21 protein-coding genes are annotated in these 25082 nt (G+C 39.6%); all 21 read left to right on the top strand.

Annotated features, from left to right (window positions below; translation table 11 throughout):
• Window positions 1-26: 26 nt before the first annotated feature.
• The 21 genes from Q4A21_00915 (at window position 27) to Q4A21_01015 (ending at window position 24882) form a co-directional block, all read left to right on the top strand.
• Window positions 27-581 (top strand): CYTH domain-containing protein, encoded by a 555-nt coding sequence (locus tag Q4A21_00915; protein ID MDO4902101.1) that lies wholly within the window; start codon window positions 27-29, stop codon window positions 579-581.
• Between the two features lie 236 nt (window positions 582-817).
• On the top strand, window positions 818-3823 hold the full coding sequence (locus tag Q4A21_00920) for a SpaA isopeptide-forming pilin-related protein (protein MDO4902102.1): 3006 nt from the start codon (window positions 818-820) through the stop codon (window positions 3821-3823).
• An 86-nt stretch (window positions 3824-3909) separates the two neighbouring features.
• On the top strand, window positions 3910-5265 hold the full coding sequence (murD, locus tag Q4A21_00925) for a UDP-N-acetylmuramoyl-L-alanine--D-glutamate ligase (protein ID MDO4902103.1): 1356 nt from the start codon (window positions 3910-3912) through the stop codon (window positions 5263-5265).
• Between the two features lie 40 nt (window positions 5266-5305).
• Window positions 5306-5665, top strand: a complete 360-nt coding sequence (locus Q4A21_00930; GenBank protein MDO4902104.1) for an MscL family protein — start codon at window positions 5306-5308, stop codon at window positions 5663-5665.
• Window positions 5666-5668: 3 nt separating this feature from the next.
• Window positions 5669-6745 (top strand): peptide chain release factor 2, encoded by a 1077-nt coding sequence (gene prfB, locus Q4A21_00935; protein MDO4902105.1) that lies wholly within the window; start codon window positions 5669-5671, stop codon window positions 6743-6745.
• A 52-nt stretch (window positions 6746-6797) separates the two neighbouring features.
• The gene (gene ftsE / locus Q4A21_00940) at window positions 6798-7481 is read left to right on the top strand and encodes a cell division ATP-binding protein FtsE (GenBank protein MDO4902106.1); all 684 of its coding nucleotides are present in this window, start codon (window positions 6798-6800) and stop codon (window positions 7479-7481) included.
• A complete protein-coding gene (locus Q4A21_00945) occupies window positions 7481-8461 on the top strand; it encodes a permease-like cell division protein FtsX (GenBank protein ID MDO4902107.1) in 981 nt (326 codons plus the stop codon). Before ftsE ends, Q4A21_00945 begins: the two co-directional genes overlap by 1 nt.
• 63 nt (window positions 8462-8524) lie before the next feature.
• Window positions 8525-9703: a CHAP domain-containing protein gene (locus Q4A21_00950; protein MDO4902108.1), complete on the top strand. Its 1179-nt coding sequence runs from the start codon at window positions 8525-8527 to the stop codon at window positions 9701-9703.
• A gap of 81 nt (window positions 9704-9784) precedes the next feature.
• Window positions 9785-10957 (top strand): S41 family peptidase, encoded by a 1173-nt coding sequence (locus tag Q4A21_00955; protein ID MDO4902109.1) that lies wholly within the window; start codon window positions 9785-9787, stop codon window positions 10955-10957.
• On the top strand, window positions 10954-11880 hold the full coding sequence (locus tag Q4A21_00960; GenBank protein ID MDO4902110.1) for a glycosyltransferase family 52: 927 nt from the start codon (window positions 10954-10956) through the stop codon (window positions 11878-11880). The genes Q4A21_00955 and Q4A21_00960 overlap by 4 nt, the downstream gene beginning before the upstream one ends.
• Window positions 11873-13144 (top strand): GDSL-type esterase/lipase family protein, encoded by a 1272-nt coding sequence (locus Q4A21_00965; GenBank protein ID MDO4902111.1) that lies wholly within the window; start codon window positions 11873-11875, stop codon window positions 13142-13144. The genes Q4A21_00960 and Q4A21_00965 overlap by 8 nt, the downstream gene beginning before the upstream one ends.
• Window positions 13119-14201 carry a DUF4868 domain-containing protein gene (locus tag Q4A21_00970; protein MDO4902112.1) on the top strand — a complete coding sequence of 361 codons (1083 nt, stop codon included), beginning with the start codon at window positions 13119-13121 and terminating at the stop codon, window positions 14199-14201. The genes Q4A21_00965 and Q4A21_00970 overlap by 26 nt, the downstream gene beginning before the upstream one ends.
• 10 nt (window positions 14202-14211) lie before the next feature.
• Window positions 14212-15756 (top strand): AAA family ATPase, encoded by a 1545-nt coding sequence (locus Q4A21_00975; protein ID MDO4902113.1) that lies wholly within the window; start codon window positions 14212-14214, stop codon window positions 15754-15756.
• A 476-nt stretch (window positions 15757-16232) separates the two neighbouring features.
• Window positions 16233-16493 (top strand): hypothetical protein, encoded by a 261-nt coding sequence (locus tag Q4A21_00980; protein ID MDO4902114.1) that lies wholly within the window; start codon window positions 16233-16235, stop codon window positions 16491-16493.
• 485 nt (window positions 16494-16978) lie between these two features.
• Window positions 16979-17866: a 16S rRNA (cytosine(1402)-N(4))-methyltransferase RsmH gene (rsmH, locus tag Q4A21_00985; GenBank protein MDO4902115.1), complete on the top strand. Its 888-nt coding sequence runs from the start codon at window positions 16979-16981 to the stop codon at window positions 17864-17866.
• A 285-nt stretch (window positions 17867-18151) separates the two neighbouring features.
• Entirely contained in the window at window positions 18152-18517 is a 366-nt protein-coding gene (locus tag Q4A21_00990; GenBank protein MDO4902116.1) for a hypothetical protein, read from the top strand.
• A 39-nt stretch (window positions 18518-18556) separates the two neighbouring features.
• Complete coding sequence (locus tag Q4A21_00995) at window positions 18557-20281, top strand: penicillin-binding protein 2 (GenBank protein MDO4902117.1); 1725 nt, start codon at window positions 18557-18559, stop codon at window positions 20279-20281.
• Window positions 20282-20287: 6 nt separating this feature from the next.
• A complete protein-coding gene (gene mraY / locus Q4A21_01000) occupies window positions 20288-21319 on the top strand; it encodes a phospho-N-acetylmuramoyl-pentapeptide-transferase (GenBank protein ID MDO4902118.1) in 1032 nt (343 codons plus the stop codon).
• Entirely contained in the window at window positions 21319-22884 is a 1566-nt protein-coding gene (locus Q4A21_01005; protein MDO4902119.1) for an FtsW/RodA/SpoVE family cell cycle protein, read from the top strand. The genes mraY and Q4A21_01005 overlap by 1 nt, the downstream gene beginning before the upstream one ends.
• The gene (locus Q4A21_01010) at window positions 22820-24001 is read left to right on the top strand and encodes a UDP-N-acetylglucosamine--N-acetylmuramyl-(pentapeptide) pyrophosphoryl-undecaprenol N-acetylglucosamine transferase (GenBank protein MDO4902120.1); all 1182 of its coding nucleotides are present in this window, start codon (window positions 22820-22822) and stop codon (window positions 23999-24001) included. The genes Q4A21_01005 and Q4A21_01010 overlap by 65 nt, the downstream gene beginning before the upstream one ends.
• 8 nt (window positions 24002-24009) lie before the next feature.
• A complete protein-coding gene (locus Q4A21_01015; GenBank protein ID MDO4902121.1) occupies window positions 24010-24882 on the top strand; it encodes a hypothetical protein in 873 nt (290 codons plus the stop codon).
• Window positions 24883-25082: the final 200 nt, after the last annotated feature.

Genomic DNA, 25082 nt, shown 5'->3' on the forward strand with positions numbered 1-25082 from the left:
CATTTTGCTTATGATAAAATAGAGTTATGAAAACTGTTATCGTTAAGGCAAAAGTTAAAAATAAGATTGAGTTTATGAAGAATATCCAGGCTGCAGGACATGATTTTGGCCAGCCCATATTTCAAAATGATCGGATTTTTTTGCCGAGAAATCGTCAATTGAATGAGAATTTTCCTAAAATGATTGTGCGTACAGAGATGGTTGACCCTAAGCGAAAGCCGTGGTTTCAACTTATCCAAAAGCGCCATATTGCGGCTGAAAATGTCGATTTGATCCATATGACACCAATTTTGAACTACTCAGAAACGGCACATATTGTCCAACAACTTGGCTTTGAACTTCAGGCTGAGGTTATGCGCAATCGCCAGAAACTTCAGGTTGAAGACACTATTTTTTACCTTGATGAAGTTGAGGGATTGGGCACATATATCAAGCTCGAGCGAGAAGTTAAAAAGGGCGACAATACTGAGACTGTCCGTCAAGAACTCTGGGATGTGCTTAGAGTTTTAGGTATTGATGAGGATGCTAATGAGCCTAACACCTATACCTCTCAATTAGTTAAGAGAAATAGCGGTCGATAAATTACCGTTATTTTTTTTAAAAAAACTATTGACCAACTAAAATGCTTATGATAAAATTAGATAATCAGGTATTTTAGGAGATATCAGAAAGGAAAAAGGTAGAAATTAAACATATATTATAATAACTCCACGTTTTAAATCATAAATATAACAATATAAAATAAATTTTGTTTTGAATTTTTAAATAAAATGTATAAGTGCTAAAACTTCTGAACAAAATAAAAGGGAAATAACAAATGAAAATTAAACAAATTTCTAAGAAGAAAATCTTCCGGATTTTTTCTGCTATTGCAATTTTTTTGGTGGCGGGAAGCTTTCTGCTTAATGCTGCTGTGACGAAACTTAAGAGTAGTGCGGCATCTACGACTTTCAGTTCTGGTATTGGTCACTATTTTGGCGGTTATACAATACCTTATATCACTGGAGCTGATGGGTCTGTTGCTTATTGCTTAAACCATGCGTTGCTTTTTCCGACTGGGCAGAATTTTAACGGAGTGGACGGATCAGATGTCTATAATTCTCCAGAGGTGAAGGGTATCCTTTATTATGGATATGCAGGCGCTGGCCATAATGAATTAATGCAAAAACATGGACTTGGAGCACACGATGCTCGGTTGGCTACCCAGTTGGCTATCTGGAAGTATGGCCGACGAACTGGAAGTATCCCTGGAAATCAAGGTATTAGCCCGGATATTAATACTGGTAATGTTCAGATCGATAACTATATAAATGAGCTTATTGGTAAGACCTATAATGGTAACACTGCTACTCCTGTGAGTGTAACTCAAAATGTGTCTACTCGAGTTGATGGAGACAGGCAAGTTTCGGATATTATAAGTCTTGGAGATGGATTAAATCATGGAAACGTGCAAATTACTTATTCTGGAGATAATGGCCAGGCTCGACAAGATAACATTTCGCCGACATCATTTACTGTTTCTCTGCCGAAAGATTTTAGTGGAAATGTTGTCGCTACTATAACTGGTCCTGCTGGAAAAAACTTTACGCCAGTTGTATGGACTAGTGGGAATGGTGCTGTTCAGAATTTAATTTCAAGTGGCGGAATGGTTAATTCCTCAGCAAACACAGCATCTACTAATATAAATTTTGACGGGGTTGCATATGCATCTGAAGTTTCTTATAGGATTAAGAAGACTGATGTTAATGGCGTTGCTAAGCAGGGTGCTATTTTTGAAGTAGCAACAGATGAAAACTTCACTCAAATTATTAAAACACTAACTTCTAGGGATGATGGATATACTCCGGTTCAAGAATATACTTTTCCTGAATCTCCGCGATCAGCTGCGTTAAGATCAATTACGCTATATGTTCGAGAAAAAGCCGCACCGACGGGTATGACTAAAAGTGACGAGGTCAAAAGAATTGTTCTCAATCGAAACCAGGAGAGTGTTTCTGAGATTTCTTATGAAAATCAATATAAGCCCATCACTCTAAAAATTGTCAAAAAAGATGAGTCTGGCCAAGTTGTTCCAAATGTTAGATTTATAGTCTCTGAGTTTTCGGATTTCTCCAAGGGTACTATATCTATTATTACTCGAGGAAATGGTGAAGCTTCTGTGGATCTTCCATATAATACAGACAGAAAGACTCTCTATGTTCGCGAAGAGTCTGTTCCTGATCATCTTGTTCTTTCGACAGAAGTTAAAAGTGTTCGAATAGAAGCAGGCCAGACTGGAGTTGTTGAATTCGTGAACCAGTTCAAGACTTCTAACTCTATAGCTAAAATCATCAAAAAAGATGCATCTGGTTCACTTATTCAAGGTGTTGTATTTGAAATAGCTACTAACCAACAATTTACTGATGCCGAAGAATTTACAACTAATGCACAAGGTGAAATTTCTAAAACATTTACAGTAGCCGGCCTTCAACAATTCCCAACTGTTTATGTTCGAGAAAAATCAACCCTTGCACACCTAATTAAATCGAATGAAGTTAAAACTGTAACTCTTCGTGCTGGTGAAACTTCATCTGTTGAATTTGTGAACCAGTTCAAAGGCGCTCTGGCGAAAATTGTCAAGAAAGATGCCAGCAATCGAGCTATTCAAGGTGTTCGATTCGAGATTGCAACAAATCCGCAATTCACCAATTCAGAAACTTTGACTACTGGTGTAAATGGTGAAATCTCCAAGAGCTTCCAGATCACAACCGTAACTCCTCCGACTATCTATGTCCGAGAAGTGTCTGCTCCGAGCTACCTCGTAGTTGATAATCGAGTTCAAAGCAAACCACTTGTAATTGATGGAGCTGTAGATTTTGAGTTCGTAAACCAGTTCAATCAGGCGCCTATAACTATTCGAAAAACTGACGAAAAGGGTAAAAACATCGCTGGCGTTGTATTTGAACTTTCGGAAACTCGCGACTTTGCTCGAATTTTCGACACAGTTACAACTAACGCTCAGGGTTTGGTGAATAAAACATACCCGACAACTCAGCTAACAAAAGTTCTTTACATTCGAGAAAAATCTGTACCTTCACACTTGGTTCTTTCGAAAGAAATTAAAGAAATTACCCTCGCACCAAATACAACTCCGACCGTGACATTCGTCAATGATTTTGTTGAGCGAGATGTCGAGCTTTCGAAGAGTGATTTGTCGTCTGCTGATCCAATTGAAGGTGTGACTTTGACAATTTATGATGCAAGTGATGAAAATAACCGAACTAAGATTTACGAAAATATCACCAATAAAGACGGAAAACTTCCTGGATTGAAGTTGAAGCCAGGTAAATATAAATTTATCGAAACTCACGCCACAATCGGCTACAAGATCAATCCAAACCCTCACTTCTTTGAAGTTTTGGAAGATGGGACAATTCTCGGTTCAACGGTTATGACTGACGAGCGTGAAGAATATGAATTCGAGATAGATAAAGTCGACAACAAGGGAAATAAGGTTCGTGGTGTTGTATTCGAAGCTAAAAATAAATTAACTGGCGAAATTTTGACTGCAACTACTGATGAAAATGGTGTAGCAAAATTCAAAGGTATTTGGGCAGACTATGAAATTAAAGAAAAATCTGCTCCAGAAGGATATATTAAGGATGAAAATACCTATGTCCTTCAACTTAAAAAAGATGGAACTTACGAAAGAATGAAAGTCGTTAACAATAAAGTTGAAGCGCCAAATACTGGTGCCGAAAACGGAGGAATCTTGCCAATTTTGGTAAGTGTTGGCTCAATTCTCTTTGCGGGAACAGCTTTCCTCATTAAACGGCGAGCATAAATACTAACTTTCTAATATCTCCATTCTTATAAGTCGCCCTCATTAAGAGGGTGGCTTTTTTATTCGCTACGTGATATAATTATCTTATGAAAAGTTTGAAGAAAATTGCTCTTATTGGCTTTGGATTGGAGGCAAAAAGTGCTTACGAATTCTTAAAAAATAAAAATCCAGACGCCATATTTGATATATACGACCAAAATAAAACTACAAAAGTTGAACTGCCGGAAGGTGTCAACTTTTATGGTGGAGTGACCGATTTTTCTGAGGTTTGGGCGGATTTAATCGTTCGTACGCCAGCCGTAAGGCCGGATAGACTGCCGCACGATGTAGAAGTTACATCTGTTACCAATCTATTTTTTGAAAATTGCTCAGCACCAATCATTGGCGTGACTGGCACCAAAGGCAAAGGGACGACTTCGAGCCTGATTGCTTCGATTTTGCGTGCTTCTGGCAGAAAAGTTCATCTCGTGGGAAATATCGGATTGGCTGCACTGGATATTTTGGCGGAAATCTCTCCCGAAGATACGGTTGTCTACGAGATGAGCAGTTTTCAGTTATGGGATCTTAAGACCTCACCGCAGGTGGCTGTAATTTTGATGATCGAGCCAGACCACTTAGATGTCCACGCTGATTTTGAAGAATATTTGACGGCCAAAGCGCAGATTCGCGCGCATCAAAACTCGCAAGATTATTGTATTTTCAACAACAAAAATCAATTTTCAAAGCAGATAGGCTTACTTGATACAGCCAAAAATCTTAAAAATTCGTTCGGGTATGGAGATGAAGAGGGTAAAATTTTTGTTCGAAATAATGAATTTATACTTCGAAACGAAGATGGTAGTGAGCAAAAAATTTGTTCAACTGATGCCGTAAAATTGCCTGGCACGCACAATCTTGATAACGCCTGTGCTGCAATTTTGGCGGCTAAATGCTTTGACAAAAATATCTCTGGTGAGATTATAGAAAAGGGCTTGGCGGATTTTACAGGATTGCCTCATCGTTTGAAGTTTGTTCGAGAAGTCCGTGGCGTTAAATTCTATGATGATAGTATTTCTACTACGCCAGGCAGTGCGATTGCTGCGATTAAGGCTTTTTCTGAAAATAAAATCCTACTCCTTGGCGGAAGTGATAAGGGTGCTGATTTGAGTAAACTTTTTGATGAGATTTTGAGTTCAGACTCGATTAAAAAAGTTGTGATTTATGGTGCGCAAAGTGGCAAATTGGCGGAAGAATTTAGAAAGCGCAACTATGATAATTTCCAAAATTTTGGAGAAAAGCCGGACTTTGAAGAAGTCGTCAAAAGTGCTTTTGAAGCAGCGGAAAGTGGCGAGTCGGTGATCTTAAGTCCAGCGCATGCAAGTTTTGATATGTTTTCGAGTTATGCCGACCGTGGTGAAAAATTCGTAAAAATTGTCGAAAAATTAGCGCACGAAAATCAGTAAAATCGTTGTAATTTTGGCATATCTGTGGTAAAATTTTAGCATGAGTAAAAAACTATCTACAAAACAATTGAAGGCTCAAATGGAAGGCTTCAAAAACTTTATTAAAGATCAAGGTTTGGTTGGTATGGCTATCGGTCTCGTGATCGGTGGTGCTTCAGCAACTTTGGTTAAATCATTGATCGACAACGTAATTATGCCGCCACTTGGCTTTTTGCTTGGTTCTGCTGATGGCCTCAAAGGCTTGACTTGGAAAATGGGTAAAACCGCTTCTGGACAAATCGCAGAGTTGAAATACGGTCTATTTTTGAACGATCTTATCAACTTTTTGATCATTGCGGCGGTTGTTTACTTTATCGCTAGTGCTTTGGCTAAATTCTTTGGTGGCGAAGAGAAAAAATAGTCGATGGACAAACTTCGAGTTCGTGCTAAGCAGATTTTAGTTGAAGTCGAAAAAGCCGACTCGAAGTTGAATTTTGATAATATCAAGAGCGAAATTTCGAAATTAGAAGAAGAAACTTCGCAACCAGAAATTTGGAATAATCCGCAAGTTGCGCAAGATAAATTGCGTGCGCTTGCGGATTTTCAAAAGTCTCTGCGACCTTGGGAGACCTTGCGTGTTCAGGCGCAGGACTTGATTGAATTGATGGAGTTTGGTGACGATTTAGCGGAAGAATTTGAAGAACAGATTTCTGCTTTCGAGGCTGAACTCGATCAATTGAAGAAGAATTTACTTTTTGATGGGGAGTTCGATTCGTGCGACGCGATTGTTAGAATTACCTCTGGCGTTGGTGGTTTGGATGCGCAAGATTTTGCTGAAATGCTTGAACGGATGTATCTTCGTTGGGCAGAAAAAAATGATTTCAAAACTACACAAATCGAGCGGAGTGTTGGTGAAGAGGCTGGCATAAAAACTACTGTTTTTGAGATCTCTGGCAATAATATTTTTGGTCGTCTTAGGAGCGAGAATGGCGTTCATCGGCTTGTTCGAATTTCGCCATTCAATAGTGGTGGAAGTCGTGAAACTTCTTTTGCTCTAGTTGAAGTCTTGCCCAAAATTGATACCCCAGAAGAGGTTGAGATTCTTGATAAAGATATTAAAATTGATGTTTTTCGAAGTGGCGGAAAGGGCGGACAATCTGTTAATACTACAGATTCCGCTGTTCGCATGATGCACATTCCGACAGGAATTGTGGTGGCTATTCAAAATGAGCGCTCGCAAATCCAGAATCGTGAGACAGCCATGAAGATTTTGCGAGGTAAATTGGCTCAACTTCAACTTGAGCAACATGCTAAAACTATAAGTGAACTTCAAGCCGGTAAGTCAGCGGAGTGGGGCGCGCAGATAAGAAATTATGTTTTGAATCCGTACAAAATGGTAAAAGATACGCGGACAAAGTATGAAGAGAAGGATGTCGATAAGGTCTTGAATGGTGATATTGACGGGTTTATTTTTGCATATCTTGAAATTTCAGAAAAGTAATTTTCGAAAAACTTGAACACGAACAAAAATTCTGTTATAATTGAAAGTGATTATGATTTTATTGGATCGTGTAACTAAAGTTTATGGAAAATCTTCACACCCTGCGGTGAATAGGGTGAGTCTTCATATTAAGCCTAAAGAATTTGTGATTTTGGTCGGTACTTCTGGTGCTGGTAAGTCAACTTTGCTTAAACTTCTAACTAGAGAAGAAAAACCGACCAGCGGCAAAATCGTTGTTGGTGGTATAGATTACGAGAAATTAAACGATAAAGATATTCCACTTTTGCGCCGTAGAATTGGTGTGATTTTTCAGGATTTCAAACTTTTGCCCAATAGGACAGTTTTTGAGAATGTGGCTTTTGCGCTTGAAATTGCCGGAATGACCAATCAGGAGATTAAGGCGACTGTACCCAAGGTGATAAAATTGGTTGGACTGAGTGGCAAAGAGGGTAATTTTCCGCATCAATTGAGTGGTGGAGAGCGTCAGCGGGTGGCAATTGCGCGTGCGCTTGTTCGTCAGCCCAAGATTTTGATTGCCGATGAGCCAACAGGAAACCTCGACCCTAAGCACAGTTGGGATATTATTCGACTTCTTGAAAAAATCAATTCTTACGGAACTACGGTTCTTCTAACTACACACAATGTCGAAATTGTTAACAAATTGAAGCGACGCGTGATTACTCTTAACGGGGGTAAGGTGACGCATGACCAATCAGAAGGGAGTTATAAACAATAATGGCTCAGAAAAAGCAAAATTCAAAAGTTATAATGGAACAAAAACGACGCAGGCGGGCGGTTTTAACCTTTGGGCGTATTCTGAAATACGGAGGCAACAGTTTTTTAAGAAACGCTTGGCTATCTGTAGCGGCAACTGCCGTGATGACAATTACATTGCTTATTGTTTTTAGTTCTTATTTTGCGGGTTCCGTCTTGAAGAACACAGTTGATGGTTTCAGGGATAAGGTTGACATGTCTATTTACCTTAAAAAGGGCGCTAAAGATGAAGATGTCAAAAAAATAGAGGCTTCCCTAAAAAAATTAACTACCGTTAAGGAAGTTTCTTATGTTTCAGCAGAACAAGCCAAAGAAAAATTGGCGGTAGACAATGCGGATATTGAGGGTTTTACAGAGGCCCTTTCTGAGTCTGGCAATGAATTCTTCGGCAGATTCAATGTTAAGATGGTTGATATTGGTAACACATCAGAACTCAAGAATTTTGTAGAGAGCGACAAAACAATCAAGAGTAATCTTAATCCAAATCACCCTCCAACATACGCAAGCAAGAGAAAAGAGGTTATAGACAATCTCTCTAACAGTTTTAATTTTGTTGAAAAGGTAGGCCTTGTTGCTGCTGTAATCTTTACTGTAATTTCTGGTCTTATAATCTTTAACACTATTAGGATGGCTATTTTTAACCGTAGAGAAGAGATCTATATGATGAAACTCATCGGGGCAAATCGCAGTTTTATCAGTGGTCCGTTTTTGGTAGAGTCTGTAATTTGTGGAATTTTGGCTTCGATTTTTGCGACAGGGCTTGGTTATGCTATCGTAAATCTTGCTCGTCCAAAACTAGAGACATACGGTATTGCAATTTCGGCAGATTTTGGTCAAATTGGCTTCTATCTATTGGTAGTCTTGCCTATTTTGATGCTTATTGGTGCGGTGATTGGAGTGCTTTCTTCGATATTTGCTACAAGAAAATACCTGAAAATTTAACAAAACTATTGTCAAAGGAGGGTGGATATGGTAAAATGGTTATGTAAAAAAGGAAAAACAAAAATGACAAAGAATAAAATTTTAATAAACAGCGGAATTTCTGTTGCGATGGCGGTTGCCAGTGTTGTTGCAATCGCGGTTCAAATCAATAAGCCTGCTACCGCAAGGACAGCAGAGGAGATTGGCGCAGAGATTCAGCAGATTCAAACCCAAATAGATCAGGCCCAAAAGCATGCGAGTGAACTTCGTTCTAAATCTGATGGCCTCAAAGCAGAACTTGACAGTGTCGCATCTCAGAGAACGGCTCTTGAAGGTCAAATTAAGGTAACTAAAGCGCAGTACGAGAAACTTCTTCTTGAAATTAAAGAAACAGAAGAAAATATCGAGAAGAACCGCAAAACTCTTGGCTCTCTTCTCGCTAAAATGTCAATAGAAGATGATCTGTCTCCGATTGAACGTATAGCGGGTAGTGACAATATCTCTAGCGCACTTGATAATTTTGAGTATCAAAGTTCTGCCAAGACCAAACTTACAGAGCGCGTTAAACTGATTAAGAAGCAGAAAAAGACCCTCGAAGAAAAACGAGATCAGGTCAAGAAAACTCTTGAAGATCAACAGAAATTTGAGCGAGAACTTCAGTCCAAAATCGCTGAGCAAAACCGCTTAATCCAGATTACGCAAGGTGAAGAAGCAGAATATAATAAATATGCTGCGGAGAAAAATTCGCAAAAGGTTAAACTCCAAGAAGAGCAAAGGCGAGCATTTGAAGAGGCTCAAAGGCGTGCACGTCAGGCGACTGGTGGAAGTTTTAGCCTTAGCGGCTCGGACTCTGGCGGTGGCTATACTTGGGGTGATGGCTGTTGGGTCGGAAATGACCTCTCCAGCAACGGGCCAAATGGTGGTGTAGATCCACTCGGATACGGTTGTAGGCAATGTGTGAGTTATACAGCGTTTAAGGCTCTTCAAGTGCATGGCGTTAAAGCCCTTTGGTGGGGAAATGCTAATATGTGGCCGGCAAGTGCTCGATCTCGTGGATTTAGGACAGGAACAACACCAAAGGCTAACTCTGTTGGAGTGCAATATATCGGCTACTATGGCCACGTTGTATGGGTAGATAGTGTAAACCCTAATGGAACAGTTAATATCAGCCAGTACAATTATCCAGTTAACGGAAGATGGGGCATGTATAGTACGATGACTGTTTCGGCGTCTGCATTTCAAGAGTATATCTACTTCGACTAATTTTGAAATAATCGTCAGAAATGGCGATTATTTTTTTCTAAAATCTACAAACCTTGAGCGATTTATGCTATAATTATATACATGATAAGAGATGGGAGAGAGAAAAATTCCTTCAATTTGGCTGTAGTTATTGCGGCGATGGTTGTCGGGATTTTCATAGGTATTTATAGGTTTGAGATTCTGCAGTTAGCGGCTTCAGTTTTTGGTAGAAAGGTAGACAAAAAGCCACTTAATCTTAGTTCTGTTCAAGAAACCTACAATCAGATTTTTGCTAATTTTGATGGTAAGATTGACCGTGATAAATTGATTGATGGCGCCTCCAAAGGGCTTGTTGAGGCTTTAGGTGATGAACACACAGATTTTATGACACATCAAGAGTATGATGAGTTCGAAAAGCATCTCTCTGGGGATGTTGGTGTTGGAATTGGTGTTGAATTGGGGCTTCGAAATAAAGTTCCTACTGTAATCAGAGCGCTGAGAGGTAATCCTGCGATTGCTGCGGGCATTCGTGCTGGGGATATAATTACGGAAGTCAACGGTGAGAAAATTTTAGATAAGTCTATTAAAGAAATCACAACCAAGATTAAGGGCGAGGATGGAACCACCGTTAAGATTAAAGTTATTAGAGGCGGAGAAGAGAAAGAATTCTCGATTATTCGTCAAAAAATAAATAATCCAAGTGTGGAGTTGGATTTTGATGGGTCCAATGCAATTTTGACTATCTCTCGATTTGATAGTGAAACGGGTTCTTTGGCGAAGAAATTCGCACAAGAAATTAAAGAGAAGGGTTCTTCTAGAGTAATTTTGGATCTTCGTGGGAATGGTGGCGGATATGTGAGTGCTGCTCAGGCGGTGGCGAGTTTGTGGTTGCCGCAAAATTCTGTGATAGTTAAGCAAAAAACTGGTGATAAAATAACGGATGAGACTAGGGCTACGGGCGGAAATATATTGGATGGAATTGAGACTGTTGTGCTTGGAGATGAGGGGAGTGCTAGCGCTAGCGAGATCGTGATTGGTGCGCTAAAATCTCATAAAAAAGCCAGATTTATAGGTGTAAAAACTTATGGAAAAGGGAGTGTTCAGTCAACATTTAAGACATCTAGAGGTGTTGTAAAGATCACGATCGCTAAGTGGTTCACTCCAGATGATAAGAATATCGACAAGCAAGGCATTCAACCTGATAAAGAGGTTAAAATATCTGAAGAAGATAGAGATTCTGGTCGTGATACACAGATGGAAGAGGCTAAAAAATGAGATTTTTATATATATGCCACACGGTCTATCATCTAATGATGACTATCGCAAGAATGAACAGGGTCGACCGCAATTCTGTCTGTCTTGTTGATACTATAGCCGATGCGGAAGAATTTGCTAAGAGGCTGGAGCGGACAGAATATTTCGAGTTTATTAGGGTTTTGCGTGCGGCAGATTTTGATATTGATGGTGAATATCCTGAAGATTTTAAGACTAAAAACTCTGATTTTTTCAAAAAATTTGATAAAATTGGTGTGTATAATGATGATACGTATATTTCTCACTTCTTATATCAGCAAGGGCTAAGATATACTCTTTTTGAAGATGGTTACAATTACTTTCAGTTTCCTTTTGATTATCTGTCGCATTATAACTGGTGGAGCAGACAACGACCTAATTATAAATATTCACTAGTGAGAGGTCATAGCGAGACTTGCGATAGGATAGAAATTAATAGTTTTGATGGGGTGGAAAAAGACGATCGTTACGAAAAAATGGTTGAAGTACCACAGGCGGAAATTTTTTCACGAATAGATAATGAGAAATTAAATATTTTATCTACTGTCTTTCCTTTTGATAGGGTACGCATAAAAAATAATTCTACATTGATATTGACTCAACCTCTTTTTATGGATGGAATAATGAAAACAGAAGAGGAGCAGAAGCAATATTTTTATAAATTATGTAAAGAAAACTCTAAATTTTTCAAATCGGTTTATTTTAAGCCTCATCCAAGAGATAATATAGATTACCCTCATATGAAGCGAGTTTATTTATTACCCAAGAATATTCCGCTCGAAGTTATGGCGCTACTGAACGAAAATTTTAGATTCAAAAAAGGAATTACACATTCATCTACCGCCATGGATTTTGCTGACTTTATTGATGAGAAAATAATTTTGGAGGATTTAAAAAATGTCTAAACCAATTTGTATTATTACCGCAAGATCTGGATCTAAAGGGTTGCCGCATAAAAATATGCTATTTTTTGCTGGAAAACCGCTACTGGTTCACTCTATAGATGCCGCTATAGGCTCTGGGTTTTTTGATGCTGAAAATATTTATGTTTCAACTGATTCCGAAAAATACAAGAAGATTATCGAGGCTCTAAGACCAGGGGTTAAGGTTGTTATCAGAAAACCTGAACTGGCATTAGACACAACGACTTCTTTCGAGGTCCTTGAGGATTTTTTGGCAGGTTTTGAAGATGATCAGATATTTTTGCTTCTTCAGCCCACCTCTCCGTTAAGAGCAGCAGATGACATCAAGAATGCTTTTAAAATGCTCGAAGAAGGTGCTGGAGCGGTGGTTAGTTTTTCTGCTTTTGATAAGGGTTTGGATTTTTATACTAAACTAGACAAACAAGGTCGTCCTGTAGATTTGATTGGAAGCCAAGGCAATTACCGTAGGCAAGACAAAGAGGTTGTTTATATACCAAATGGCAGTATTTATTTAACTAACAAAAAAGATTATTTGAGAGAGAAAACCTTCTTTTATGGAGAAACGCGCGCACTGATTACGCCACCACAGAACTCTGTTGATATTGATAATATTGATGATTTTCGAAAAGCGATAGGGATGTTAGATTTTGATTTTTTGAATGAGAAAAATCATAGAAGTAGGCTCTTGAGGCCGATCGTTTCTAAAGTCCACGATGCCGCCAATTTGGTGATTTGTGACGAGAGAAATGATTTTTTGCGGCTGAGCGGTTTTAGGAAAATATTTTGTGGCGATTTGACTACGGAGGAGATTTTAGAGACTTTGCCAAAACAAGTTTCAGTATATGATAAGGTCGTGGTTGCGCTTGGCATTAATGATTTAATCAGAGGGGTTGACTCGGACAAATTTGCTCAAAATTATAAAAGCATATTAGATAAGATTTCTGGAGAGAGTTCAAAAATTGTAGTTATCCCAATTTTGCCGGTTCTGTTTAGGGCGGAAATAAAGAATGAAACTATAGATGTCTATAACCAGAAACTCCGCGACCTGTGTCAAGAATTGGGCGCGGAGTATACTGAAACTCCTGAGAGTATCTTCGAAGATGGTGAATTGAGTGTTTGTTTTACAGAAGATGGGCTTATGCTCAATAAAGATGGTCGTCGAATAATTCAAGATTTATTCAGTGATAAAAAAGTGATAAAAAATAATTTTAAGGAGAAGTATGACAGAAATTACAGAAAATGTTGAAAATTCGAAAGAAGAACAAAATATAGAAACAGTGGAAGAAAATATGGAGTCTGCCGAGATGAAAGATTCTGCAGATAATCAAGAGGAAAAGACAGATATTTTCCAGTGGGCCAATTTGACTGACGGCGTTAAAAATGATCTCGATGTGGAATTTTTCCTCTTCAATAAGAATTTTACACCTTTCACAACGCGCTTTTCAAGCGAATTGAATTCACAGATTAAGCCTCTTTTCTTGTTCGATATGATAAATTTTGTTAATATGGGCGCTGGTACTGGGCTTAGCGTGCGTGATTACGAGATGGATGGCGGAAGTTCCAAGGATGTCTTACTTCGAACAGAGGTCGAGAAAGTCCGAAACGCAGATATTTTGCTCAATATTATCGAAACGCAATACCCTGATATTGTTGAATTTTCAGAGAACGAGCACGGATTTAAGCGGATGAAGGGGATTGTAGCGCGTTTTACCGGACGAAATGGTGAGAAATTTTATGTGGCTAAGCAGATTGCGCAGGCCCAAGTTTTGGCTGGCGCTACGGCGTGGGAATTTCGAGACGGCAAATTTGCTGCTTTCGAGCCAGAATTTGGCCTAAAAATCCAGCCCGACAATCAAGTGCTAATTGTTGGCGGAGATATTTTTGCTTTCAATCCTTCTAAGTTCGAAAAACTTTTCAATTACGATTATAAAAAACAAGTGATCGCTGATAAAAAAGTTGTCGAAATTGAAAAATCTTACAAATTGAGTTTTCCGGACGGCTTGGATCTTCAAACGATGGTTCGAGAAAAGCGAAAGATCGCTTCGAAACTCGAAAAGATGGAAAATATTGGTGAAATCTCTCAAGAAAAAGTGGTTGAATATGCCGATGAGATGCAACTTGAACTTATGACCGACGATGATGGATCGATAATTATTATGGATGCGAGTGACCTCGATATGTTTGTTAACCTAATAAATGAGGACTATATTGTAAGTGAAATTACTGGCAGGCGATATGAGATTAAGAGTAAAAAACTCCTTGATGAGCCAGAAGGTGAACCGCCAAGGATGGTGGGTGAGTAGAATCTAGAAAATGAAACAAAATCTCGCTCTCGAAATAATGCTTTCTGGCCAAAATGTTTTTTTGACTGGGGCGGCTGGGTCTGGTAAGACTTTTACGCTCAACCAGTTTATTAAACTTGCTAAAAATTCAGGCAAGAAGGTGAGCGTGACGGCGACAACTGGGTTAGCTGCCACGCATCTTGGTGGTAATACCATTCACGCGTGGAGTGGTATGGGCGTCAATGATTTTTTGTACAAAAATTTTGCTGAAAAACTCTCCAAATCGCGCGCCGACATCATTAAATCAACAGATATTTTGATTATCGATGAGATTTCGATGCTTCATGATTTTCGGCTTGATATGGTTGACGAGATTTGTCGGACAGTTCGACAGAATTTCGAAGCACCGTTTGGTGGGATTCAGGTTATTTTGTGCGGAGATTTCTTCCAGTTACCTCCAATTAATCGCGCGGGAAGTAAAGAGGGCGGCTTTGTGGTTCATTCTAACGCTTGGCATGAGGCGGAATTTTCAATCTGTTACTTGGAAGAAAATCACCGTCAATCGGATGAAAATTTGACGGAAATTCTCAATGCTATGCGCTCTGGTGATGTGCGTAGGCGTCACGCCGAGGCTTTGCTCGAGCGACTTAATGTTGTGCCGGATGATCTTGAAAATCTAACAGAACTTCATACTACCAACATCGATGTCGATATTATTAACGATGAAAAACTTTTTAATCTTGAGGGTGAAGAAAAGACTTTCGCACAGACTTCTACTGGAGCGCAAAATTATGTCCAGACACTCCAGCGATCAGTTCTTGCGCCAGATCTATTGAGGCTCAAAAAGGGTGCTCTTGTGATGGCTGTGAAAAATGCGCAAAATCGACAATATGTCAATGGATCGATTGGGCGAGTGATTGACTTTGAGCCGATGACGGACTATCCGTTGGTTGAATTCCAGAACGGGCGGACAGTTTTAGTTGTGCCCGACTCTTGGGAGATGCGCGATGGCGATAAAAAGCGGGCTTCAATTACGCAGATTCCGCTTCGTCTTGCTTATGCGATCACTGTTCATAAATCTCAGGGGATGACTTTAGACGCGGCGCGGATTGATCTAAGCAAGGCGTTCGCTGAGGGCATGGGCTATGTGGCGCTATCTCGTGTGCGCGATTTGGAAAATTTGTTTTTGCTTGGAATTAACAAGACTGCATTGAAGGTGAGTGAAGAAGCACTTATTTTGGATGAAGAATTTCGAAAAAGGTCGCTTGAAGCGGAGAGAACATTCTCTGATTTACTCGAAGTTGCCGAGAAGCGTGCCAAAAATCAACTTGAAAAAGCAGAAAAATCATCTCCAAAATCCAACTCTTGGGCAGAAAAACTTGCTCGGATGCGAGAAGAATATCCCAACGCCTATCGCCCGTGGAAATACGCCGACGATGCCGTGCTTCAAGAGGTTATTTTTCAAAAAGGCAGATTGGATGAAGATTTGGTAGCCGAACTTAGTCAAAAATTAGGTCGTCACAAAGGCTCAATTATCGCCCGCGTCAAAAAACTTTACGGCGACGATGCTGTATAATTTCGAAATTAGATAAAAAGAAAGCCACCCGATTGGGTGGTTGTTTTTTTATTCCTCCTCTTTGGAAATGTAGCTATGTATAGAATGTGCGGCGATAAGTGACAGGGCTGCCACTGACGCATAATATGAGAGTGTTAGCTTTGATGAAGGGTTGATCGTTGTCGCGTAGGATATTGTGATCTTCAACATGAAGAATAAGTTCAAAATACCTGTCGCTAAATGAAGGGTTCTTTTGATTTTCATAAGGTTCGACCTCTTTTCTATAACAAGATATAAAGTTATTTTACCATAAAACACAGAAGAACTCAAGTAATATTCAAAAATATTTTATTTTTTTGTCAAGCGAACAAAAGGGCTGGCGGGTTTTTGTAAAATATTTTATAAAAACTATTGACATAAGCGTTATTTTGTGATAATATAAAAACATACAAAACAATTAAGATTAAATAAATCAAATAAAACAAAAAAGGAATAAAATGAAAAAATCACAAACTAAAACTGAGAAGATTTCAAAAAAAGAATTAGAAATCTCTAAGGCAAAATCACTTCTTCTTAAGAATGGAATTTCTGTTGCAGAGAGCGGAGAAGTGGTAGTTGACCAGATGACTCAAGATTTCAGAAGTTCAGTAATCATCTTGTCGGTAGCAGTAAATATGGTCGTATTTTTAACTTGGCTGATCTTAAATATCACAACTAAATACGATACTGCACTTATTCAAGCGCTTCTTCAGCGCTAAAATCCACAAATTTTCAACAACTTTGAAAAGCAAGCCCAATCTGTTATAGGGCTTGCTTTTCCACAGTTTTTGTGGAAAAACTATAATTTGCTCAACACAAATTTTACAAAAAGTCAAAAATAGGTCTTGCGTAAAATAAAAATAAGCGGTAAAATAAGTTCAGTGGAACAAGCAGAAAGCGACTGAAACAAAAACCACTGCTAAAAATAAAAAGAGCACATTAAAAAATTGTAGTTAAACTTAAAGTCGAATATCTGGTGGTTAAACAACTGGACAAAATCCAGTAACCAGTATAAAATAAATGCTGGAGTACATTCTAAAAAACCTCCCAAAATAAAACTCCACCTCATATATAAGTCTCTCAAACGGTAAATATGGTTGGCTATACGCCGAGCAAATACCGAACTTATAATGTAAAATCAAAAACAAAAACTTACAAAAACAAAAAGTTTAGCCATCAGTTATTAGACTTTAAGGAAATTACAATGAAAGAATCAGTTCACATACCAGTTTTATTAGAAGCCAGTTTGCGAGAAATGCGTCCCAAGAAGGGCGAATCTTATCTCGATTTGACCGCGGGTTATGGCGGGCATGCTGGCGAGTTTTTGCGTATTACGGGTAATTTCGAAAATTCCGTTCTGGTGGATAGAGATGAAAATGCGATTTTGACCCTTTCGAGATTTAAAGAAAATGGCGTCGAAATTCTCCATATGGATTTTCTATCTGCTGCGCGTCATCTGATAAAGCAGGGTAGAAAATTTGATTTAATTCTGGCCGACTTGGGCGTTTCTTCTCCGCAACTTGATATTGCGGAAAGGGGATTTTCGTTCCAAAAAGACGGCCCGCTCGATATGAGAATGAATCCGAGCCAAGAAAAAACGGCTTCGAAAATCATAAATTCATATTCGAAAAAAGAATTGATGAGAATTTTGCTGGAATTTGGCGAAGAAAAGCGCGGTTTTGCCGAGCGAATTGTCGATGAGATTATCAAAACTCGCAAAAAAACTCCGCTCACAACCACTAAGCAGTTGGCTGATTTGATTTTAAGTGTTCATAAGGGTGGATGGCAGAAAACGCATCCAGCGACACGCACCTTTCAGGCGGTTAGAATTGCCGTGAATGAGGAACTTTGGCAAGTTGAAGAAACTCTGAAGCTTTTACCAAAATTACTCAACACAGGCGGCAGGGTTGGAATTATCACTTTCCATAGCCTTGAAGATAAACTTGTTAAGCAATATTTTGCTCAAGATGTCAAAAAGGGCTTGGAGGCGAGTTTTCAAATTCTTACCAAAAAACCACTTGATGGTAGCATTGAAGACGCTCACAATCCGCGAGCACGGAGCGCGAAACTTCGTGTAAGCATTAAGAAATAAAAACAAAAAGAAGGAGGCGAAATGCCAAAATCAATCAAAGTGAATTACGCTGGACGAAAAGCGGGCGTAAAAGTTCGAATTCGATAATTTTGAGCCTTTGTGGCTTCGAGATTTTTTGACGGAAGTGATTTTCTTTCGATTTTTAGGCGCGGAAAAATTATACTGGCCGCTGAGTTTTCGACAAGAGAAGAATTTTTCGTCATAATTCGAAAATAAAAAGAAGATCTGGGTGGATGAAGAATAAGTAGTCTGCCCAGCCAAAATATCAACCTAACCAAAAGAAAAATGTACCAAAACAGAAATACAGTTTACACTAGTCGTCGCCGACAAGGGTCAGCGCCCGCGCGGAATTATGGACGCAACAGCAACATAGCAGGATTTCAGCCGAGCGTTAAACTTGGGCCGGTGATGAGTATTTTGTTGATTGTTGGAGTTTTTGCTTCGCTTGGTTTGATGTATCTTCAAAATATGAACAAGCCCAATGTTTACGGTGCGGAAATTCAAGAGATTGATGAAAGAATCGCTGAGAGTGAGCGGATTAAGTCTGACCTCGAAGTTGAAAATGCGCGACTCACCTCTTTGAATTCTATTGAAAATAGCCAAGTTGCTCAAAAAATGGTTAAGCCTGCCTCGGTCAATTATGCCGAATAAAGTTTATGTTTTTTGAAAAAGTGTGGTATAATTTAAGATATGAATTCATCTAAAAAAAGTCGAACGGATATTTTGACAATGCTCATTTTGAGCGCGTTTGTCATCATAGTCGTCCGACTTTTTTTCTTGCAAATTATTGATGGTAAAAAATATCGCACGCTCGCCAACGAATCGCAGATGCGACAGTTTAATCTACCGGCAGAGCGTGGGGTTATTTATGTTATGGATGGCAAAAACCCAATTAAATTTGTAATGAATGAGACCGTATATTCTTTGTTTATCGACCCGCAAATTATCGATGACAAAAAACGGCCAGAAATTATTTCAGAAATGAAAAAAATCGCTGGCGGCAATCTGATAGATAACTTCGAGAATCTTTTTGAAGAAAAACAAAGCCGCTACAAAGTTATCGCCAAAAACCTCAATCGTCAGCAGGCTGAAGCCGTAAAAAAGCGAGCATTTTACGGAGTTGGTGTAGTGCCGGAGAGTAGGCGAGTTTATCCTGAGGGTAATTTGGCGGCGCAAGTCTTGGGATTTGTTAATTTTGAAGGCGGAAAATACGGCATTGAAGAGATTTTCAATCAAGAACTCTCTGGAAAAAATGGAATGTTGAAAACCACCACTGATGTTTACGGCGGTCGGCTCGGAATAAGAAAAGAAGACGTGAGCGTTCCTGCTCAAAATGGCAAAAACTTAGTGCTATCAATCGATAGAAATGTTCAATCTCAGTCGGAAAAAATTCTCAAAAAGCAAATGGAAGAAAAGGGAATTAAAAATGGCTCCGTTATTGTTATGAATCCAGAAAACGGCAAAGTTATGGCGATGGCTAATTTTCCAACTTATCATCCAGCGGAATTTTCTAAAGTTAAGGACGCTAAATTATTTAATAATAACACCTTAACTATGCCATATGAGAACGGTTCTGTCATCAAGTCTTTTACGATGGCGATGGGGCTCAATGAAGGCGTTGCGAGTGCTGAAGCCAGATATTACAATGTGGATAAAGTTCAGGTTGAAGACCGTACGATCTCCAACGCAGTTAAGGGTTATACTGGAAGTATTACTTTTCAGACCGCAATGAATTATTCGCTTAACACTGGTATGGTTGAGATTGCTAATAGAATGGGCGGCGGGCGGATTACTCGTGCGTCAAGGGATAAGATTTATGATTATTTCCATAATAAATTTGGCTTAGGGAAAAAAACAGGTATTGAAATTGTTGAAAACGCCGGAACGATTATTTCACCTGATAAAGTAGAAGGAAACGCTGTTCGATACTCCAATATGACCTTTGGGCAGGGTATGGATACTACGATGATTCAGGCGGCTACAGGATTTTCTGCACTTGTTAATGGTGGGACGCTTTATAAATCAAGTGTTATTGCGGGTGAGATTAAAGATGATGAGTTCATCAAAAAAGAGGCAGAAATTCGAAGTAAAGATGTGATTTCGAAGGGATCAAGCGAGCAAATTAAAGATATCTTAATCAATGCCAGAAGGAGCGCTCATGGAGCAGATCTACCAGAATATAGAGTGGGTGGCAAAACAGGAACTTCCGAAACATTAATTAACGGAAAATACGCACAGAATCAGACAATCGGAAGTTATTTAGGATTTGGTGGAAATTCTCAGGCAAAATTTGTTATAATGGTAGCAGTGTGGGGCGAAGGCCAAAATCTCCAAGGTCACGCTGACGCACAACCAATTTTTACAGAAATTTCCAACTGGATGCTTCACTACTTAAAAATCAACCCGAAAGGATAATTAATCATGGAAAGAATCACTCACGCACTCATAACTTCAGCAATATTTTCACTCAGTGGATTTGTTTTGGCGATGCTTTTGACGCCAGTTTACACATATTTTGCGTATAAATATAAATTCTGGAAAAAGCAAAAAACGGCTTCTGTTACAGGTGAAAAATTAAAAGTTGTGTCAAAACTTCACGCCAAAAAAATCGCACGCAATATCCCGACGATGGCAGGCATCATTGGTGTTGTGGCGGTGATAATTTTGACGTTTATTTTTAATCTTGATAGGGGTCAAACTTGGCTTCCTTTGGCTGGACTTGTGGGTGGTGCTGGTATTGGTTTGATTGACGACATTCTCAATGTTTGGGGCGCGGATCGTAAGAATGCGGGGCTTCGTGCGCCGATAAAATTTGTGATGATTATTGGTGTTGGCGTGATTTTGGGATGGTTTTTTCATTCCAAGTTGGGCTTCACATCGCTTCATATTCCGTTTATGGGCAATATTGATATAAAGTGGCTAATGATTCCGCTATTCGCATTTGCCGTGGTAGCAACATCTAATGCGGTTAATATTTCTGATGGATTGGATGGTCTGGCTGGCGGACTTTTGATGGCTTCTTTTTCTGCCTTTGGTGTGATTGCGATGATTCAGGGTCAATATAATTTAGCGGTTTTTTGCTTTACTGCTACGGGTGCTTTGCTGGCGTATATCTGGTTTAATGTTTTTCCTGCAAGGTTCTTTATGGGTGACGTGGGGAGTTTTGCTTGGGGTACGACGCTTGGTGTGGTAGCGATGTTGACTAATTCGCTTCTACTTCTTCCTGTGATTGGTGCGATTTTTGTGATTGAAGGTGCTTCTTCGGCAATTCAGATTCTTTCGAAAAAACTCAGAAATGGCAAAAAAGTTTTCATTGCGGCGCCATTTCATCATCATCTCGAGGCAAAGGGCTGGGAAGAGACCAAGATTACGATGCGATTTTGGGTTTTGGCGGCAGCATTGGCGTTTATCGGTATTGTTTTGGCCTTGGCGGAAAGTAGGTTTGGCAAATAATGGAACGAAATCGCCGCGACTATTGTCGAAGTGGTTCGCTGGGATTGAAGAATTCTAGTGGAGTTGAATCTGAGGCGCTTCGTCTCTTGGCTGGTTTTGAAACGGATATGAAAAAGCACGGCGTTATCTTTGCGGCAATTCAGATTTTTCAAGATAATTTTAGGAAAAATGGATTTTTGCGGGGACTTGGCGTTTTGGCTTTGATATTTTGGCGTAATCTCGTGGTTCAGCCTTTTGAAAAATTACGTGAAGAACTTCGAAAAGAAAATTCTAAGCGCCTCAACATTGATGGTTTTCAGAATGTTCGTAAACACCGTCCAGATTATATGATTCCACTTCTTGCTGGGCTTTTGATGATTATTGGGCTTGTTTTGATGTATTCTCTCAGTCCGCAGTGGGCTAAGTTTCAGAATCAATCTTATGGTCATGAATTTGGCGAGTATCACTTTTTTAACCGTCAGATTTTGATGTATGGGGTTGGGATTCTTGCCTTTGGGTTTTTTGCTCGGACTTCGCTTGGATTTTTCTATAAACATTCGGGTAAATTTTTGGCGGTTGGTATTGCGGCTTGTTTAATTTTGTTTGGGCTTGGATTTATGGAGATAATTTCCAAGCAGAATATTCCGCTTGCTAAGTGCGAGAAGGGTGCTTGTCGTTGGCTTGAAGCCGGGATTAGTATCCAGCCTGCGGAACTTATTAAATTTGGTGTTCTGATTGCGCTATCAGTATTTTTAGGTATAAAAATTAAAGAAAAGCGTGTCAATAACTGGAAGGAATCAATTCTGCCTAGCGTATTTTTGGTTGCAGTGATGGTGGCTCTGATTGCGTTTCCGCCCCAAAAGGATCTTGGTACGGCAATGTCAGCGTTGGCGATTGTGGCTTTTCAGTTCTTTGTGGCAGGTATAAATAAGCGTAATATTTCAATTTTTGGAGTGCTTGCTTTAATTGGCGTTGTTGGATTTATTGTGATGGCGCCTCACCGCTTAGAGCGAATTTCAACCTTCAGTAAACAAGAAGACTGCTCCAATCTGGAAAGTAGTGAAAAGCGTGAAGAGTATCAAATCTGTCGTGCTAAAATTGCGGCTGGCTCTGGTGGACTGCTTGGGCTTGGTATTGGTCGCAGTGTCTCAACGGCTGGATACTTACCAGAAATGATTAACGACTCGATTTTTGCTGCCATGGGTGAGATTGTTGGATTTGTCGGTCTTTTGGCGGTGCTGGCAATTTATCTTGGATTGATATACAGGATACTTCGAATTTCTAATTTTATGGAAAATCCTGCCACCAGAATCCTGTCCGCTGGCATAGCGGGATGGTTTGCGGTTCACACTTTAATGAATATTGCTGCGATTATCGGTATTATTCCGTTGACCGGTATAACTATCCCACTGATTTCTTACGGTGGTACTAGTATTGTTGTGATTTCGAGTATTTTAGGCCTTGCGTTTAATGCATCTGGCTACACCACATTTTCGAAAAAGATTTATAAGGAGGCAGAAGATGAAAATCTTGGCAGTCGGCGGCGGGTCAGGCGGTCACGTGATTCCCGTCGTGGCAGTTTTTAAGGAAATTTTGAAAAAGAACCCACATGTAAAATTAGAGTTTTGGTGCGATAAAAAATTCTATCCTCAGGCATCTAAAATTATGCGCGGAGAATTTGGCGAGAGTGTTAAAATTTCTAAAATCTCTAGCGGTAAATTTCGAAGGTATACTCATTTAACATTGCTCCAGCACTTGATGATACCTGGGATTGTTTTTGGTAATTTTTTTGATATTTTTAAGAATTTATTTGGCCTAGTTCAGGCAATTTTAAAGTTGATTTTGAGCAGACCTGATGTGGTTTTTTGTAAAGGCGGATTTGTCTGCGTTCCGGCTGGGATTGCAGCTTGGATTTTGCGAATACCGATTGTAATCCACGATTCTGACGCTCATGCTGGTCTGGCTAATAGGATCTTATCTAAATTTGCTAAAAAAATTGCAACAGGTGCTCCTTTAGAATTTTATAACTATCCGCCTGAGATTTCGCAATATGTTGGTATTCCGGTTTTACCAGAGTTCAAGAAGTATACGGAAGAAGAGTGTGCAAAATTCAAGCAAGAATTAGGCTTTGATCAAAATAAAAAGTTGGTTGTGGTTACGGGCGGAGGCTTGGGTGCTGCGAGAATAAATAATGCTATCGTCGATCAAGGCGCTGTTTTAACCCGAGAAGCGCAAGTTATGTTGATTTCTGGTGTTGGACAGTATCAGGATCTACTTCCAAAAACTAGAAGTTTATCGCAAGATTTTATCCTAAAGGACTTCGTGGCTAAGGATATGTGGAAGTTTCTGGCTGCCGCTGATTTGGTGGTGGCTCGTGCTGGCGCAACTTCTAATCTTGAACTTGCTGCACTTGCCAAGCCTACGATTCTTGTACCTAACGCTCGCCTAACGGGCGGCCATCAAGTTAAAAACGCCCAAGTTTATGCTAAAAGTGGGGCAGTTGAAATTATTTCTGATGACGAGATTGAAGATTCTCCGCAAATTCTTTCAAAGAAAATCCTTGAAGTTTTGTCTGATAATGAGAAAATGCTTGAACTTTCAGAGAATTTTGCTCGATTCGCCAAGCCTGATTCGGCCAAAGATGTAGCGGAGATTGTGATTTCTGCGCGCAAAATTCGTAAAAATAAAACGCTTGTGGTATAATATTTAAGATGAAACAGGGCGAAGAAAGACCGCTTTCGCGGCGAGAGAGAAGGGCGCAGATTTTGGAGTCGCAGGGTGGGGCGGCTGAATTTTCGCGTGGGAAAACTCTTTCTCGCCCAGAAAAACCTCTCGCTCGAGCAGAGAATCGCAAGTTGATTTTGCGTCGTCGTAAGATTGGTGGATTTTTCTTTTGGCTGTTGGGGGCTTCAATTTTTATTTTGGTGCTTTTATGGCAATTGGTAGCCGATATATCGGTTGTAGATAGTAAAGGGCGGAGTCTGGATAAAAAATACGCCCAATCGATAGAAAAATATTATCAAAGGCAGCCTTTCGAAAGGGTGATTTCTCAACTTAAGAAGCAAGACTTGCTTGTGTCTGTTCAGAGAGATTTTTCTGAGATCTTGGACATTTCGGATATAAAATTCCAGAGTTTTGGTCGCTATAAATTCGAGTTAAAAATGCGACAAGCCGTGGCAGTTTGGGGGATTGGCGGTAAAAAACTATTCGTTGATGAAAATGGCGTTGCTTTTGAGAACAATTTTGCGGAAGAGCCCGCCTTGAAAATTACCGATGAGGGTATTCAAAATGCCGGTGGCGGAGTTGCAGTGGCGAGTAGCGGATTTATGCGATTTATTGGTAGACTGATTTCATTTGCTGGGGGTGCAGGCTTAAAAATTTCTAGCATAAAAATACCTGCCAACACTTTGCGTCAAGTTGAAGTCTCTTTTGAGGGGCTATCTTATCCGGTAAGATTTTCTAGTGTTGAGTCGGCAGAAGGGCAAATTGCAAACCTTAAGCGTTCGATTAACTATTTCTCTGCTCACGGTCAAACGCCGCAATACCTCGACTTGCGTGTTGAGGGCAAGGCGTATTACAAGTAGAGAGTATTACAGTCTGCTCTTTGTTCGCTTTTTGTTCTTACAGTAAAGAGCAATGAAAAGGGCTTATACTCCTTTAGGGAATGTTTGCCAATTATCATATAGATCTTGATATTCCCTTATTAGGGCTATCGTTGTTGCTGGAATAAGGCTGGAGATTTATAAATACAGATATGTCCAAAAATACATCTGAAATTTCGATC

The sequence above is a fragment of the bacterium genome, from assembly GCA_030530825.1.
Lineage (GTDB): Bacteria > Patescibacteriota > Saccharimonadia > Saccharimonadales > Saccharimonadaceae > Nanogingivalis.